Origin of the sequence: Brevibacillus sp. HB1.4B (assembly GCF_013284285.1) — a bacterium.
In the GTDB taxonomy this organism is placed as follows: domain Bacteria; phylum Bacillota; class Bacilli; order Brevibacillales; family Brevibacillaceae; genus Brevibacillus; species Brevibacillus porteri.
The window spans coordinates 103,087-118,351 of sequence record NZ_JABSUT010000006.1; the positions used below are offsets into that span (position 1 = coordinate 103,087).

At 47.4% G+C, this 15,265-nt stretch carries 13 protein-coding genes; 2 read left to right on the forward strand and 11 right to left on the reverse strand.

What is annotated here, in order from left to right:
* Positions 1 to 15: 15 nt before the first annotated feature.
* Both HP398_RS16220 and HP398_RS16225 read right to left on the reverse strand, forming a co-directional pair.
* Entirely contained in the window at positions 16 to 1,200 is a 1,185-nt protein-coding gene (locus HP398_RS16220; protein WP_173623117.1) for a HEAT repeat domain-containing protein, read from the reverse strand.
* Between the two features lie 21 nt (positions 1,201 to 1,221).
* Positions 1,222 to 3,444, reverse strand: coding sequence for a hypothetical protein (locus HP398_RS16225; RefSeq protein ID WP_173623118.1), 2,223 nt, complete (start codon positions 3,442 to 3,444; stop codon positions 1,222 to 1,224).
* 399 nt (positions 3,445 to 3,843) lie between these two features.
* Between HP398_RS16225 and HP398_RS16230 the strand changes: the two genes are divergently transcribed.
* Positions 3,844 to 4,758 (forward strand): NAD(P)/FAD-dependent oxidoreductase, encoded by a 915-nt coding sequence (locus tag HP398_RS16230; protein ID WP_173623119.1) that lies wholly within the window; start codon positions 3,844 to 3,846, stop codon positions 4,756 to 4,758.
* 107 nt (positions 4,759 to 4,865) lie between these two features.
* On the opposite strand, the gene HP398_RS16235 is transcribed toward HP398_RS16230, so the two are convergent.
* From HP398_RS16235 to HP398_RS16250, 4 genes are all read right to left on the reverse strand, one after another.
* The gene (locus tag HP398_RS16235) at positions 4,866 to 5,420 is read right to left on the reverse strand and encodes a peroxiredoxin (protein WP_017250720.1); all 555 of its coding nucleotides are present in this window, start codon (positions 5,418 to 5,420) and stop codon (positions 4,866 to 4,868) included.
* A 36-nt stretch (positions 5,421 to 5,456) separates the two neighbouring features.
* Positions 5,457 to 5,705: a glutaredoxin family protein gene (locus HP398_RS16240; RefSeq protein WP_017250719.1), complete on the reverse strand. Its 249-nt coding sequence runs from the start codon at positions 5,703 to 5,705 to the stop codon at positions 5,457 to 5,459.
* Between the two features lie 21 nt (positions 5,706 to 5,726).
* Positions 5,727 to 6,650: an NAD(P)/FAD-dependent oxidoreductase gene (locus HP398_RS16245; protein ID WP_173623120.1), complete on the reverse strand. Its 924-nt coding sequence runs from the start codon at positions 6,648 to 6,650 to the stop codon at positions 5,727 to 5,729.
* Positions 6,651 to 6,854: 204 nt separating this feature from the next.
* Positions 6,855 to 8,645, reverse strand: coding sequence for a hypothetical protein (locus HP398_RS16250; RefSeq protein ID WP_173623121.1), 1,791 nt, complete (start codon positions 8,643 to 8,645; stop codon positions 6,855 to 6,857).
* Between the two features lie 358 nt (positions 8,646 to 9,003).
* Here HP398_RS16250 and nhaC point away from each other — a divergent pair, with 358 nt between their 5' ends.
* Complete coding sequence (nhaC, locus tag HP398_RS16255; RefSeq protein WP_017250716.1) at positions 9,004 to 10,356, forward strand: Na+/H+ antiporter NhaC; 1,353 nt, start codon at positions 9,004 to 9,006, stop codon at positions 10,354 to 10,356.
* Here nhaC and HP398_RS16260 read toward each other — a convergent pair.
* The 5 genes from HP398_RS16260 to HP398_RS16280 form a co-directional block, all read right to left on the reverse strand.
* Entirely contained in the window at positions 10,353 to 11,567 is a 1,215-nt protein-coding gene (locus HP398_RS16260; protein ID WP_173623122.1) for a sensor domain-containing diguanylate cyclase, read from the reverse strand. The two genes, nhaC and HP398_RS16260, sit on opposite strands and share 4 nt — an antisense overlap.
* Before the next feature lie 27 nt (positions 11,568 to 11,594).
* Positions 11,595 to 11,909, reverse strand: coding sequence for a DUF3870 domain-containing protein (locus HP398_RS16265; protein WP_007725309.1), 315 nt, complete (start codon positions 11,907 to 11,909; stop codon positions 11,595 to 11,597).
* Positions 11,910 to 11,921: 12 nt separating this feature from the next.
* Complete coding sequence (locus HP398_RS16270; RefSeq protein WP_069846121.1) at positions 11,922 to 13,334, reverse strand: PAS domain-containing sensor histidine kinase; 1,413 nt, start codon at positions 13,332 to 13,334, stop codon at positions 11,922 to 11,924.
* Between the two features lie 127 nt (positions 13,335 to 13,461).
* Positions 13,462 to 14,442, reverse strand: a complete 981-nt coding sequence (locus tag HP398_RS16275) for an N-acetylglucosamine kinase (RefSeq protein WP_017250713.1) — start codon at positions 14,440 to 14,442, stop codon at positions 13,462 to 13,464.
* Positions 14,429 to 15,253 (reverse strand): carbohydrate ABC transporter permease, encoded by an 825-nt coding sequence (locus tag HP398_RS16280; protein ID WP_173623123.1) that lies wholly within the window; start codon positions 15,251 to 15,253, stop codon positions 14,429 to 14,431. Before HP398_RS16280 ends, HP398_RS16275 begins: the two co-directional genes overlap by 14 nt.
* Between the last annotated feature and the right edge of the window lie 12 nt (positions 15,254 to 15,265).

Consider the following 15,265-nt stretch of genomic DNA (forward strand, 5'->3'; position numbering starts at 1 on the left):
CAGCCTCCTTTCGCTCTATCTTTCCAATGCATGAACCGTGGAGATCGTTTTGCGATACGACTTGCGGTACAAATGCAGCTTTTCGTTGTATTGCACGAGCTTCTCTGTCGCTGTCGCACCCTGTAAAACCAGCTTCTCTTTTTCCAGCTCCTCCTGGATCACTTGATGAGCCATCTCGCTCTTATGACCGTTTCTCTCTTCCTGCAAAATTTCACAAAGGGCCGCAAAGCCTTCGACCTCTAGCTGTGCCAGACTGCGTGCACTGTGATGACGAACCCACCAGTTCGCATCGCCCACCGCCTTTTTCAGCAAGGGAATGTACGAAAGCAATTTCAGTGAGCCAATTGCCTTCGCTGCCATTGCGCGAATTTCCCAATCTTTGTGATTCATAAAGTCAGTGACTGTCTGCTCATTCATATAGCGGATATCCCGACACATGAGCTTGACTGCCTTAATTCGGACTTCCTTGTCAGGTGATTGAATGAGCTGGTATAGGGCAGGCTCAATGCTGGGCTGGACATGAACGGTGTATCCAATCAGTCCGATTTGGACCAGTTCAGCATCGGATTCTTGTAAAAACTGTGCAAAAAGCGGTGCCGTATCCACCTGCGAATCACTGATGATGTCCACGATAAGCTGGTGGACATTTTTCTTCGCTCCGACGACATGGGTCACCATTTCCCGCAAATCTTCTGTGTTGCGTGCACATTTGGCGACGGAGCGCGCAATGATAAAAACACTGGTGTCATTCGTGTTTTTTTGCAGGAAGGTTAAGAGGGCAGGCACGGCGAGCTTGGAGCGCATGATCCCCAAATTGTAAGCGGCATCCACTCTCGTCCATTTCCACCTGCCATTTAGTCTTTGCATGTCCAGCTCTACGAGTCCCATATCCTCGCAGAGCCAGATCAGCTTGTCCCGATGTATGCCTGTGACCCGCTCCATCAGCTCAAACAGCTTTTTCTGAATGATTTGCTTTTCTTTTTGCGTTACTACGCCATAAGGCACTTGCAAGCGCTCCTCTTCTTCTCCGTGTGCTTGCAGGTAAACGAAATAGTCGCGATATTTTTCCAGACAACGCATGGTCTGTTTCTCCACCGAAATGTTGCGTAGCTTCAGTGCGAACAAGACAATCAAGCCTAGTACTGTCAATCCACATAGCGCGTACAGAAAAACAATTGCCGTCGCCAATGGTGTTTGCACGTTTGCCACTCTCCTATCCAATCAAGGCTGAGTCTCCAGCATCACCGGAGCCTCAATCTCATGGAATGCTTTTTTTAGTATGGAATAGCTCTGTTTTTTGCGTTCGTGATAGCCGACCTGCTCCCAGCCTTGCCATGTATACATCGGGAGCTTCGTCACTGCATAATCGTTTTGCCCGACGATTTGTTTGGTCGCTGTATCCACCAGGAGCGGCAGGATGCGAATGCCTTTTGTCTTTTTCGTCGTAAAGCTTTTGCCATCATCTTCATAGCTCATAACGGACAAGGAGCTCGGGTCTGTAAATCCAAGCAGCATCCACGGTACTCTCAGCTCTACCACTTTGCCCTTCGCTTGCCACGCGGTTCGTGAGTCGTACTGCGGGTCTTGGGGATTTGTCGTTCCCCGGATCAGCTTGCCGACATCGACTTCCTCCATCGGATAGTACTTCTTGCTGTCTGGCGGCTCCATCTCCAGGCTAACGGCCAGCTTCCACGGCTTGAAAATCCCGGAATTGTCTTTTTTCTCCTCTTCCTTGACCGCAAGCATGCCGTAGCGTTTTCCGTATAAGCGTGCGTGAAAGTCGTAATTGGCAGCGATTTGAATCTGGCTCTCGTCTGCTTTTCCCAACGCGATCAACGTCTCTAGCCCCTCATCCAGCGTCAGGCCGGGAAGCTGAGCAGCTCGCTTGTTCCCGCCAGGAATCGTATCAACGCCCACATAGAGCTGTTGTTTTGCAGGGTCAAACTCTTCCTTCAATTGAGCAAGGAAATAGACGTACCCTTCATCATGTGTCATCCAGATTTCGTCGACGCCTGGGACTTGCACATCGAGGCGTTGCTTCTCTTCTGGCACGAGCTGATCCCAATCTGTGCGATCCCCATCGATGGTCAGCACGCCTTCTTTGTTCGGGTACATGCCGAGAACTCCAAACAGAGATTCGTTGGTCAACACGTTGATCCACAGAGAGCGCCGATCTTCGGGCAGCTCAAACCGCATCGTGTTCCACGTTTTTTTGAACCACTCGTCCTGCCAGACGAATACGATTGCTCCCGCATACCCTTCCTGATGAATTTCTTGCAAAAGCTCGACATCGACCTCTCCCTGCTGCTTTTCTGAATGACCACCTTGATTGCGCCCCAAATTGCCCAGATGGGCGACTCCCACTGATGCTGGGACCCCGAATTCCGTCACCATGATCGGCATGTTTTTGTGATACTGCTTCAGTTGTCGCAAATACGCTTTGTACGTATCGATTTGCCCTGCATCGTTCTTCAGCTGTTGCAGGGTAGTGTCGTAGCGGAAGAAATCCGGATAATACGGGTACACGTGATAGGAAGCGAAGTAGCCTGCCTCCCACTGCGTTGGCTCTATATGGGTAGGATCGACACTGACCATATCTTCATGATGGATCGGCTCTCCCGGATGCGATAAGGGGTCTGTTGTCACCCAATTGGTGAAGGTCATCGGATGCTGCCAACCGTATTTGCTCTCTTCCATTGCGACGGTATCCACCATTTCAGCAAGCCATGTCTCAAAAGCAGTTGCATTCGGTTTCGCGTGGAAGTACTTCCCTTGATAGGGAGTAACTTTTTGATGCAGGCGATTGGTGTTTTGCACCATCGCGGGGTCCCACTCGGTCCCTGTGTGCCAGCCGATCAAGTATTTGCCTGCATTCGCATGGTATGTACCACTTGCCTTTCCCGGTTTTTCCGGCAGAGTGATGTCTCCGTAGACAGCGCCGACTGCATCCTTGATTTCCTGTCGAAACTCCTCGCGAATCTCTGGTAGATAGGCATCCTTCTTTTCAATCAACAGCTCTTCTGGACTCCAAATGCCCTGCATCAAATAGAGAGGGTCCCCTTCTTTTTGCCGATTGTAATCGACCAATGCTTCATAAAAGACAGGAGAATGGATCGTATACACACGAATGACGTTCGCTCCCATCTCGTCGATCATCGCGAACCAGCGCATGTAATCCTCTCTTGTGATGGGAAGCTCACCCGGATAATGACCCGGTAACGATGCCCCCAGATTGACGCCTTTCGCGAAAAAGGGCTGCCATTTCTGATTCTGATAGACCTCGAACAGCTCGCCATTCGCGCGAAATTTTAATTGAGCACCTGTATTCGTCTCCATACTTTCGACACGATCTGCTGCCCAAAACCACCAGAAAGCACTTACCCCCACCACGAACAGCATAGTCAGGCTCATCCAGCGCCATCTTCTCTTTTTTGTTGGCTCCATTCCTCGTCAACCTCCGATATGTTGCCACGTCACAGTCATTGTAAACATAGAGAGCAAATCGTTCCCATAGACAAAATTCACTATTGTGTCTTTTTCAGATTTGTCATGAAATTGTAATGTTGGGACAGAATCGGCTCCATCGTCCTACGTTTTTTGTAGGGAAGTCCTGCAACCCGCCCTGTCTTCTGGCCCACATTTTTTGGCGACTGGGTACATTTACTCGTTCCTTTTTTTTCCTTTTCGCTAGTGAAAATGGTAGGTTGCTACTATTTGGAAGTCAGTAGATTTTGTCGACATAAGGGATTATTTACAAAAAGAATATAAAGTGTTTCTCAGCTTGACTCTTAAAAAGGTTTGTTTATTATAGATATAAAGAATCTATAAAGGTGGTATTCAAACATGAATAAACTTATTGATGTAGGGATTATTGGCGGCGGACCAGCAGGTATGAGTGCCGCTCTCGTACTTGGCAGGGCAAGAAAAAGTGTGGTCGTTATCGATGAAGGCCGTCCACGCAATCGCGTTACACGGGAGTCGCATGGCTTTCTTACGAGAGACGGCATCACTCCGAGCGATTTTCGCCACATTGCAAGGGAGCAAATCAGCGCCTACCCCTCTGTCCATTTCGTGGAGGATACAGCTGTAACGATCACAGGACACGATGGTAGCTTTCTCCTTACGACTGCACAGGGAACGACTTATCAAAGCAAAAAGCTGCTGTTCGCAGTGGGAATGAAGGATCTCCCTTTGCCTGTTAACGGATTAGCAGAAGTGTATGGAAGAAGTGCTTTTGTCTGCCCATATTGCGATGGATGGGAATTACGCGACCAGCCACTCGTCTTGATCGCCAACGGAGAAAAGGCATTTCATTTGGCAAAAATGCTGTCTGGTTGGACTAATCAATACACCATTTGCACCAATGGACCAGATGAATTCACAGAAGAACAAAGGTTGGAGCTGTTGCAGCATCGCGTTCCTGTCTTTGACTCCCCGATTGAATGCATTGACTCTGTCGATGGGATGGTGCAGCGTGTTGAGCTTACAGATGGCAATAGCATTGCGTGCACGGGGATCTTTTTTGCTCCCAAGCTCGTGGCTGGATCAGACTTGCCGAAAGCATTTGGTTGCCAGGTAACGGAAGCAGGAACGGTCATCGTCGACAGCTTTGGGAAAACGAGCGTACCGGGTGTCTACAGTGCAGGCGATGCAGCAACTACACAGTACCAGGTGATTACTGCCGCTGCTCTAGGCTCTGCGGCTGGAATGAGTATCAACAACGAACTGCTTTTAGAGGAATGGAATCGTCAACATTAACTCCATCTCGACATGTTCCTTTCATAAAAAAAGGACAATCCCTCCGTCTGCATTGACGGGTGGGATTGTCCCTCTTCTTTATTATAGAAGCAATGGCTCCTTTGTGATTACAACGTCTTCTGTCCTGGCTTCCAGTTCGCCGGGCACAGACCGCCAGCTTGCAGGGCTTGCAAAATACGAGTCGTCTCTGCAACGCTGCGGCCTACGTTCATGTCAGTTACCACTTGGTAGCGCAGAATGCCGTCTGGATCAATGATGAACAAGCCACGGTGAGCGGCACCAGTCTCTTCATCCAAGACACCATAAGCTCGTGCCGTCTCTTTTTTGAAATCGCTCGCAAGCGGGAAGTTTACTTCACCGATGCCGTTTTCATCTCGCGGTGTTTTGATCCATGCCCGGTGCGTATGTACGCTATCCGTGGATACGCCCAGCACTTCGCAATCCAAATCTTCGAACTCTTCCATGTTGTCACTAAACGAAGTTACCTCTGTCGGGCAAACGAATGTGAAGTCAAACGGCCAGAAGAACAAAATCAGCCATTTTCCTTTGTAATCAGCCAGCGACACACGTTCTTCCAGTGTCTCGAGGTTTTTGGTCGTGAGCATGTGAAAGTCAGGTGCCGGTTTTCCTACTTGAAGTTGAATCGTTTGCTGTGTTGTCATGATAAATCTCTCCTTTTATATGGTTTCTGATGAAAATTACTTCGCAGCCTCTTCCAATGCTGTCAGTGCTTTTTTGATACGTGTCGGGTTGAAGCCCAAAATTTGCTTCTCGCCAATGAGTGTCAAGGGAACAGACATCATTCCTAAACGGCTCAGCTCCTGGCCGTACTCTTCTTTTTCATCGATGTTTCGCTCTTCGAAAGAAATGTTTTGTTCTGTCAAATACGTCTTCAATTGTTTGCAGAAGTTGCAATTCGTGCTGGAGTATACGATTGCTTGTGCCATGATTGTTTCTCTCCTTTTCTTCTATTTATATTGAGGGACAACTTTGGAACGCTTGTTGATGTATTTGTCTACAGCCATAGCTGCAATAGCACCGTCTGCCGCAGCGACTACTGCTTGCTTCACAGGTGTTTTGCGCACTTCACCCGCTCCAAACACGCCTGGAACAGAAGACTGCATGAACTCATCTAGCATCATAAATCCTTCCTCATCGAGGGGAACTTGTCCATCCAAGAAATCGGTACCCGGCTTGCTGCCAGACAGGAAGACGAATACTCCATCTACGGACAGCATTTCTTCTGTTCCTTCTGCTGTGCGAATGCGCAACCCTTCGACCGACTTCTCTCCCACAATTTCCAACGGGCGTGTACGGAAATGTATTTCCGTGTTCGGTAGCTCAGGTAATTCTTCTACCCCTTGAAGATCAGCACGCGGCACCAAGAAAGTGATTTTTTCCGTAAATTTGGTCAGTGCATGCGCTTCTTCCAATGCTTCCTCCGTATCACCGATGACCGCAACATGCTTGCCTTCATAAAAAGCTCCGTCGCATGTCGCGCAAGTGCTTACGCCTCGCCCGAGCAATTGCTCTTCTCCTGGAAGCATACGATTACGTCCTTTGGAACCAGTCGCTACGATCACGGCCTTCGCTTCAAAAGTACCCTGCGCCGTGAAGATGCTTTTTTCCTCATCCTCTACATCTACCGCAGAAATCGTAGTCTGGATGAATTCTGCACCGAATCCCTCCGCTTGTCTGCGCATTTTATCCAACAGTTCTTTTCCAGTCATCTCGCCTTCCACCCCTGGGTAGTTGGCGATTTTATGTGTCAGAGCAAGTGCCCCTGTTCCGGGTGCCTTATCGATGACGAGCGTCTTTAGATTTCCACGAGCTGTATAAATGGCAGCGGAAGCACCAGCTGGTCCTCCGCCGATGATGATGACATCATACATGAACGGCTCCCCCTTTCTTTATTATCAAATTATAATTATTATCAACTAGGAACAATTATCATTGTACTTGATATAATTTGAAAGTCAATATCTTTTTATAATCATTTTAAATAAGTTCTTATTATAAAGAAGCACATCAAAAAAGTCCGCCCCTCTTAGGAGGAGCGGACTTGACTGATCAGTGCCGTTTAGGCAATCTAATTATTAATTTGTCTTTTGCTTTTTTTTGATCTCTTCTGTTGTGCTATCACTGTTCTTGGGTGTGCTATCACTGTTCACAGTTGCGCTACCACTTCTGGTTTTTTTACGGTACATAACGTATTTTCTTTTTTTCTTTTCCCCAATCACATTTTTTAGTTTTAGATGAACAGCATTCAACTGGCCTATTTTAGTTGTTGCATCAGCTATTTTATTATTTACTTTTTCATCCTTCGTCTCTGCCTTTTGAAATCTATCTACCTCAATATTTAATCTCTTGATTTTTTTATCAACTTTACTCAGGTACCCCTCATAAACGGTAATAATCTTTTCCATATCGTAGATGTTATCGTCTGATATTTCTTTGTGATCATCGAGGGCAGCATTGATATCCTTAATCAAAGTATCAACTTCCACTAAGTAACGTGTCCACTCGGCTTCGATCAAAGCTTCAGACGACTTACGAATTTGCTCTATCTCCTCTATGGAGATCGTTTTTCTTCCTCTAGTTACTGAGTTTAGCAGTTCTTTAAACATCTTCTTATTTTTAGGGAATATCGACATCTGTCGTTTCAATTCTTTATCGTAATTGGAATCGAGCGGATGCTTCAAAACCTGAGCTCCTCTACCTGTCTTGGCGCCAAGAAAGATACTATTTTCCCCATTGTAAAACAACTCTTTCAGTGTAGTAATCTGCGTCGGTCCTTTTTCTGGAGGCTCTTTCTCCGAAAGTTTGCTTGTATTCTGTATCAGTGTCTTCAAGCTCATTTTTATTAACGTTTCCGCTGAGTAAGGACTCTTCGAAGTTTTTTTGGTATGCTCATCCACTTTTTCGGCATCAAAACTTCGAGCAAGCTCTGAGATACCGGTAATACTCACAAATTTTTGCAGGGACTCAGTCATGTATGTTCGACGCCATTTCATATAGGGAACCTCATGATTCAAGCAATAAAGCAAAATAACAGAGAGCTCGGCATCTGATAATCTATCATTTTTAAATACCCGATCTTCTTCTTGTTTCGTATCTTCCTTTATCTCTTTCTCTATTATTTCTCCAGCTGCTTCTCTTTCATGTCCTGTTATTTTTCCTCCTGTCGCTAATTTGTAGATCATGATTGCAACTGGATCTTTAGCTCCTTCTTGCTTCATGCCCTCAATCAAATTATCATAATCAGCTGGCGGCTCCTTCATATTTTCGTCCCGCTTTGTCTTTTGCGAATGGAGCTGGTTTCCCCCAGCGGCTATGAAGTTGCCCCTCCCATTTTGTATGCTTAAATATTGATGTCCAATTTGAAATTTATTTGACTCTATATAATTTTGGGTTCTCCAGTTGGCAAATACTTTACGTTTATATGGATCATCTATATGATAAACTCCCTCTTCATTTGGAACTGGACGCGGACTTTTGTCCAGTATTTGCTTATTCTTATTGCCTACTTTCAGAATGATTTCCATCATTTCTCTCTCTGTTAAAGTTGTTTCTTCATCTCTTTCTTCGACTTCATCCCCTGAAAAATAAATGTCGTCATCCTCCATAGATGATTCAGATTTCATCGTAGGTAATTCAGCCGGGTCTTCATCTTTATCTTCTTCTTTTCCGCCAGACAAACTTTTCATAAGCTGTATGACAGTTCGATTTCCTAAAGTCTTTTGCAATTGTAGTGCCTTTTTCGGTGTTAGTGCAGCGCCACCGATTAATTGAGTACGTTCATTTAAGTCGGTATCCTTGTTTGAGGGAAGTTTACCGTTAGCTAGATTGCTTTGCGGCTTGGTAGTAAGCGCTTTGTTCCTAAACACCGCTGATCACTCCTTGCACAACTTTTCTATCCATATCCTCTACATGAGTCAGAAGAATTACATTTGGTATGAAATGGGATATTTTTACAGAGTATGGATGGTGCAAAGAATAGTATATTCTGAGTTCGCCGTATAACTTCCTGCTATTCAAAGTTACCTGGTCGATCCTAAAACCCCACTACCCTGAATTATTTTATGATTCCGAATTCACCCGATTTCGTTGACGAAACAAGTAATTCAGGATAAAGTACCACTAACACTTGAACGCACAAAAGCAAAAAAGCAAGAAAGCACAAAAGTACGAAAGTAAAAATGTACCTTCTCACTGCTTCAGCCTGATTTACAAGGAGTTGCCATTATGAACAAGCCATTATCTTTTTCGCAAAGTATTTGGGTGCTTGTCACCGTATTCGGAATCTTGTTTCCCGCCCTTTTCTGGGGCAAAGTTGAGCCGCATATGCCGCTCTTCCTCGCAACCATTGGAGCTGCCACTCTTCTCTTCCTGTTCGGCGTTCCGTGGAAGCAAATGGAGGAGGGCTTGATCAAAGGAATTCAAACCGCGATCGCCCCCATGCTGATTCTTTCCTTAATCGGAATTTTGATCGGGGTATGGATGATGAGTGGAACTGTTCCGATGATTCTGCACCTCGGCATTTCGATCATCTCACCGGAGTACTTCACACTCTCCGCCCTGTTTCTGACAGTAATCGTTTCTTCCGTTACAGGAAGCTCTTTTACCACGATTAGTACGGTAGGAGTCGCGATGATGGGGGTCTCGACTGCACTCGGACTTGATCCATTGATTACAGCCGGAGCCATTATTTGTGGAGCATGCTTCGGGGATAAAATGTCGCCGCTCTCTGACACGACCAACTTTGCAGCAGCCATTGCAGGCGTTTCCTTATCGGAGCACGTCAAGTTCATGTCACGCACTGCGATTCCTGCCCTTGTCATTACCGCTATTTTCTTCGGATTTCAAGGACAAAGTGCCAGTGTTAACCTAGACGCCATTCAAGAAATCCAGCTTGCTTTGGAACAAAACTTCTCACTTGGCCTTTTATCGTTGCTGCCAGCATTCGTCGTCCTGTTATGTTCAGCGCTGCGAAAACCGATTTTGCCTACATTGGTATTCGGGATTTTGAGCGGGATTGTCACAGCTGCTCTTTCGGAAGGCGTTACCTCTCCCGTCGAATGGATGACTGTCATGCAAAAAGGCTTCGTCAGCAATATCGCCAATGAAGCCGTTGCATCAATTGTGGACCGCGGTGGACTGTTGTCAATGACCTGGTCCCTCGCCTTGATTTTGATTGCCTTGTCTTTAGGGGGCATCCTGCAATACAGCGGTGTGTTTCATTCACTCTTTTCCGGATTCATCAATCGAATCAAACGAGACGCTGAGATGGTCGGACTTGCCGGATCTTCTTCTATTCTCGTGAATCTGCTGACAGGAGAACAATATTTGTCCATCCTACTCCCTGGACAGATGTTCCGTGAAGCATTCGCAGCTCGCGGAATGGCGGGCAGACGACTGTCTCGTACTCTAGAAGACTGCGGGACACTCGTCAACCCACTCATTCCATGGGGGGTAAGTGGTGCATTCTTTACCGCTACCTTGCATGTATCCACACTGGAATACTTGCCTTACGTCATCTACCTGTGGATCTCGCCAATTTTGACGTTTCTATTTGCCATGCGTCGGCAGAAAGCTTAGCCGGCTGCATACACGGTCGTACAGTTTTTTCCTTTGCGCTTGGAGCGGTACAGTGCCTCATCTGCTGCCCGCTTCAAGCCATCTGCCGTGTTTGCGTCTTGAGGGTAGCGCGCAATGCCGACACTGACCGCAATCAAGATGCAGCAATCGTCCTGTGTTAAGGGACGCAGGCGCAAATACTCCCGAATGGCATGTGCTTTTTCCTCCGCTATCTCCAGGGACGATCCTGGGCAGAGCAGCATGAACTCGTCTCCTGCATAACGATAGGCAGTATCATCTGGTGCCGCCACTTCTTTCATCGCTTCGGCAATTTGCTTAATCAGTGCGTCCCCTGCATGATGACCATAATGGTCGTTTACCGCTTTTAAGCTGTCTGAATCCAGCATAATCAAAGAGACAGACGCATCCTCTTCACTCAGCAACTTTTCCAAATCACGATGGAAAGCACGATAGTTCGCAATCCCTGTCAGCTCATCCTGAAACGACATTTGGTACATTCGCTCATACAAACGCGCCGTTTCGATAGCACTTGCTACCTGAAAACCAATGATTTTCAGTAGTTCCTCGTGCTCTTTTTTATAGGCGAATTCGCGATAAGACTGGGCAGAAACAACGCCCTTGATCTGATTCCCCAGCATGAGTGGAACGAAAATGCATGTATTCGTATCAACTTCCGGACTTCCCCAACGGATCATTTCTGGCTCGCTTGGCTCGTTTTTCATCGTTTTGATATGGATTGTTTCCCGTGTATCAATCACTTTGGACACCATCGCTTGCCCGTAGGGAATCGTGAGCGGACCGTAATTGACCCCATCATCGATGCTGATCGGGATTTTGATCTCACTGTCGCCTTCATCATAAAAGGCAATAAAGAAAGCATCTGCTCGCATCACACGCGAGACCAGCTCGAATGCTTTCCACAAAATTTTGCTTTCCTCAAACGTTTTCGCAAAAATGTGGCTAAGGTCGTGTAAAATCTTCATGTGCTCGGAGATCCACATCATTTCGGTTACCTTATTTCGCAGCTCCACAATCTGCTTCAGCAGCTCCGCATGCAAGACACTGTCCTGTTCCGACAGCATACTGTCTACCTCACGCGATAAAGCTTCAACCTCGCCAAGCTCGACTTCTTCTATGTTGCTGAGCCATTGGCTATAACGCTCCAACAACTGTCTTGCATACGCTTCTCTAACGTCGTGCTTCTCATGCATATTCAACCCTCCGGCTATTGGGTAGCTTTACGCTTTTTTTTCATGATATCGCTCAATAGCTGCACGGATGGCTTGCAAGACAGCTCCCTGACCAGGTGCTAAAAAACGTTCTTGGATCGCCTTTGTGATCTCCTGCATTCCATCTGCAACCGTCTTGCCTACAAGCAAGCTCACTAAAAACTCGCTCGTCTTGTCCATGACAAAGGTAAAGCTGGCATCGCAAATCACTTCGGCGTCTACATCAATGATGAGTACACAGCCTACCATGGTAGAAACCTCGTACAAGGTAGTTCCCTTGGGGATTTGGGCGAAGCCTGCTGTCAGTACCGTATTTTTGTTCATCCAGTCGTCCTCCTAGCTGCTGATCGGCAAGCATACCTCGACTGCCGTTCCGTTACCTGGAGTGCTTATCAACCGCAGAGTCCCCCGATGGTTCTCGATAATTTTGCGGCTCACCATTAATCCCAGGCCCGTCCCCGTTTCCTTGGTCGTGAAAAAAGCCTCTCCCAATCTCGCCAGCTGATGGGCCGGGATACCCACTCCATTGTCTTCAAACCGAATGACGACTCGGTCATCTTCACATCGCAGTCGAATCACAATTTCTCCATTCCCTGCGGTCGCTTCGATCCCATTTTTCAAAAAGTTAATGAAGGCTTGCTTCAACTGATTCTCATCACAGTGGATCAAGGGGACTTCCGATTCGAAAACGACCTGAATCATGACCTTTTTCAAAATCGCCTCCGTCTCCAAAAGCGTCACCACATGCGTGATCAGGTTGGTCAGATCGCGGGCTTCAAACACCGCAGTATGCGGCTTCGCCAAGACCAACAGCTCTGAGACAATCATCTCGATCCGCGCCAATTCCGAGCTCATGATCGAAAAATACTCTGGCTTTCTCATGCCATCCTTTTGCATTAATTGCACAAAGCCTTTTAACGAGGTAAGCGGATTGCGTATTTCATGTGCGATCCCTGCCGCCAATTGCCCGACTAGCGCGAGTTTTTCCGAGTTTTGCAAAAATTCTTGCGCCCGTTTGCGTTCCGTGATATCTCGGATCAGTATGTACATAGAGGGCTTGTCCTGCATCGGCACGGATGTTCCACATACTTCTACCTCCGTTCGACTGCCATCCAAGCGGATCAGCTCAACCTCAATCGGCGCGGCCGTTTCCCCCTGCTCCAAAATGCGGAGGAGTCCCTTGATCTTCGGTACATCACGGGGATGGAAAAACGACTGAAAAGGATACCATAACAGTTCGTCCAAGCCGGAAGCCCCAACTAGTTGCATCCCTGCCTGGTTGACGTATTGAAGCTCCCCAGCATGGTAGATGAACGCACCTTCACCGGAAATATCCAATACTCTGCACCTTTTGGAACCATATCCGTCCCCAAACGCGGCCGGCAGCCTCTGCACCATCGCATAATACCCAATAGACGTGCCTTCCTCCCAAAAAGTTCCATATGTAATATGCACAGGAATATTTGTCCCATCTTTATGACGAAAAGCGGTGTAAAAAGGTCTCGGATCGCCATTCATCGCAAATTGCGTTTGAAGGCGTACCATTTCCTGTTCTTCCGAAACAGCCAGCTTCCAAAATGAGGACCCTTCCCATTCTTCTACGGAGTAGCCATTCAACACTTGGCAGGCAGGATTGCCTTTAAAAACTCTACCAAATTGATCGAGCAGAAAAGTGGCCTGAATCATTTGATCAAAGAAGGAACGATAGAGATGACCACTTCTCCATCCACTGTCCAATAAATTTTTCATCGTGCCCCTCCCTCCTGGGACGAGAAAACGGCTACTCCAAATTACGGAAATAGCCTGCAACGTTCTCAAATCCTATTCTCACCCAATTTTACCCTATTCGTTCTGTTGTTTCCATCCCCCGGAAAATTTAAATGTGCAATTTTTCCAGTACCGCTGCGCTCACACGCAGTTGCTCTGCCATTTTATCGTCAACAGCCAAGCCCAGCCTCGTAACTGCCGCGACCAGTGCACCGACGACAGGTGAAACCGTGGGAATCACTGTTTGAAACGAAGCTCTCGCAACCAGTTGTTCCCGAAGGTTTGTACCGGCAGTTAACAATCCCCCCGCCAAAACGACCGGTACAGGCTCCTGGACCTTTTGTAAGCAAGCATCGGCCAACTCTAGCAAATCCTCCACTGCTTGCATGATCAAAGCATTTGCCACCGCATCGCCTAGTGTTGCGGCTTGTTCCACGAGCTGACTCGTTTTTGCCAGCTCCATTCGCGGATTGCTTCCCCCGTAGATCAGGTTGATCAGCTCATCAGGACGTTCTACGCCATAGTGGCCCATAAACATACGCGTCAGTACTGTCGATTCACCGCGCCCATCGTATTCGCGCAATACAGCGATTGCCGCTTTTTTGCCCAAATCAAACCCGCTGCCCTCATCTCCTACCAAATACCCCCATCCGCCTACGCGGTGCCGCGCTCCGTCTTTTGAAAAGGCACAGGCAATCGAACCTGTACCGGCAAGGAGAACGACGCCTGGCTGCCCCCATGTTCCCGCATAAAGAGCTGCGATTACATCGTTATCAATCAGCAGCCGTTCTCCCCACTCATCGGCAAAGGCATGTTGAATTCTTTCCTTAATCTGCGGACGATCTGCACCGCCAAGCCCGATAAACAGCCCGGCTACTTCCTCTTCTCTGGCACCTGCCTTTATTCTCACAGCTTCAATGAGTTGGCGCAGAGTAGCTTCCACATCCCCCCAGCTCCTGGAGAGCGGGTTTGATGATTCCCCCACCACAATTGCCCGTACCTGTCCCGCCTTATTGCAGATCGCTGCCCTGGTTTTGCTTCCGCCTCCATCGATCCCGATAAACCACTTTTCCGCATTACTTGACTGCACCTGCCGTCAACCCCTCCATAAACTGCCGCGATGCCATCAAAAACACGATGATCATCGGTAAGGCAGACAATGTGAGCCCAGCAAACAGCAGGCTCCAATCCGTTTCATATTCTCCAAACAGCACCATCATGCCTACCGGAATCGTCTTGAGCGCTTCCTCTTGAATGAAAATCAACGGGAAGAAAAAGTCGTTCCACGCATGGATGAAATTAATAATGATTACCGTAGCCAAGGCCGGACGAATCAGCGGCAAGAGCACGCGCCAAAACACCTGAAAATGGCTGCATCCATCAATCCGCGCCGCTTCCTCCAGCTCAATCGGCAACGTCCGAAAGAAGCCCGTCAAAATAAAAACAGAGATCGGGATACCACTCGCCGTATAAATCAGAATCAGCGACCACAATGAATTCAAGAGCCCGAGATTTTTCATCAGCAAAAACAAAGGAACGATCCCCAGCTTGATCGGAATCATCAGGCCAATAATGAAAAAGAAGTATAGCCCCCCTGTCCATTTAAAAGAAAATCGCGACAAGTAAAAAGCCGCCATCGCTGAAAAAACCGTAATCAACATGACAGACATGGCACTGACGAATACACTGTTCCATAAAAAATCAGCAAAAGGCACGGCTTCCCACAGCTTTTTATACGTATCCAGGCTAAACGTCTTCGGAAGCGAGAGCGGACTCGCAAATATCTCCATATTTGTTTTCAAGGAAGAAGAAATCATCAGTACGATCGGATATAGCGCGATTAACGCAAATAAATACGCCAGCACATAAGATACAGCTCTCCCACCTACAGTCATCTTCACATCGCATCCTCC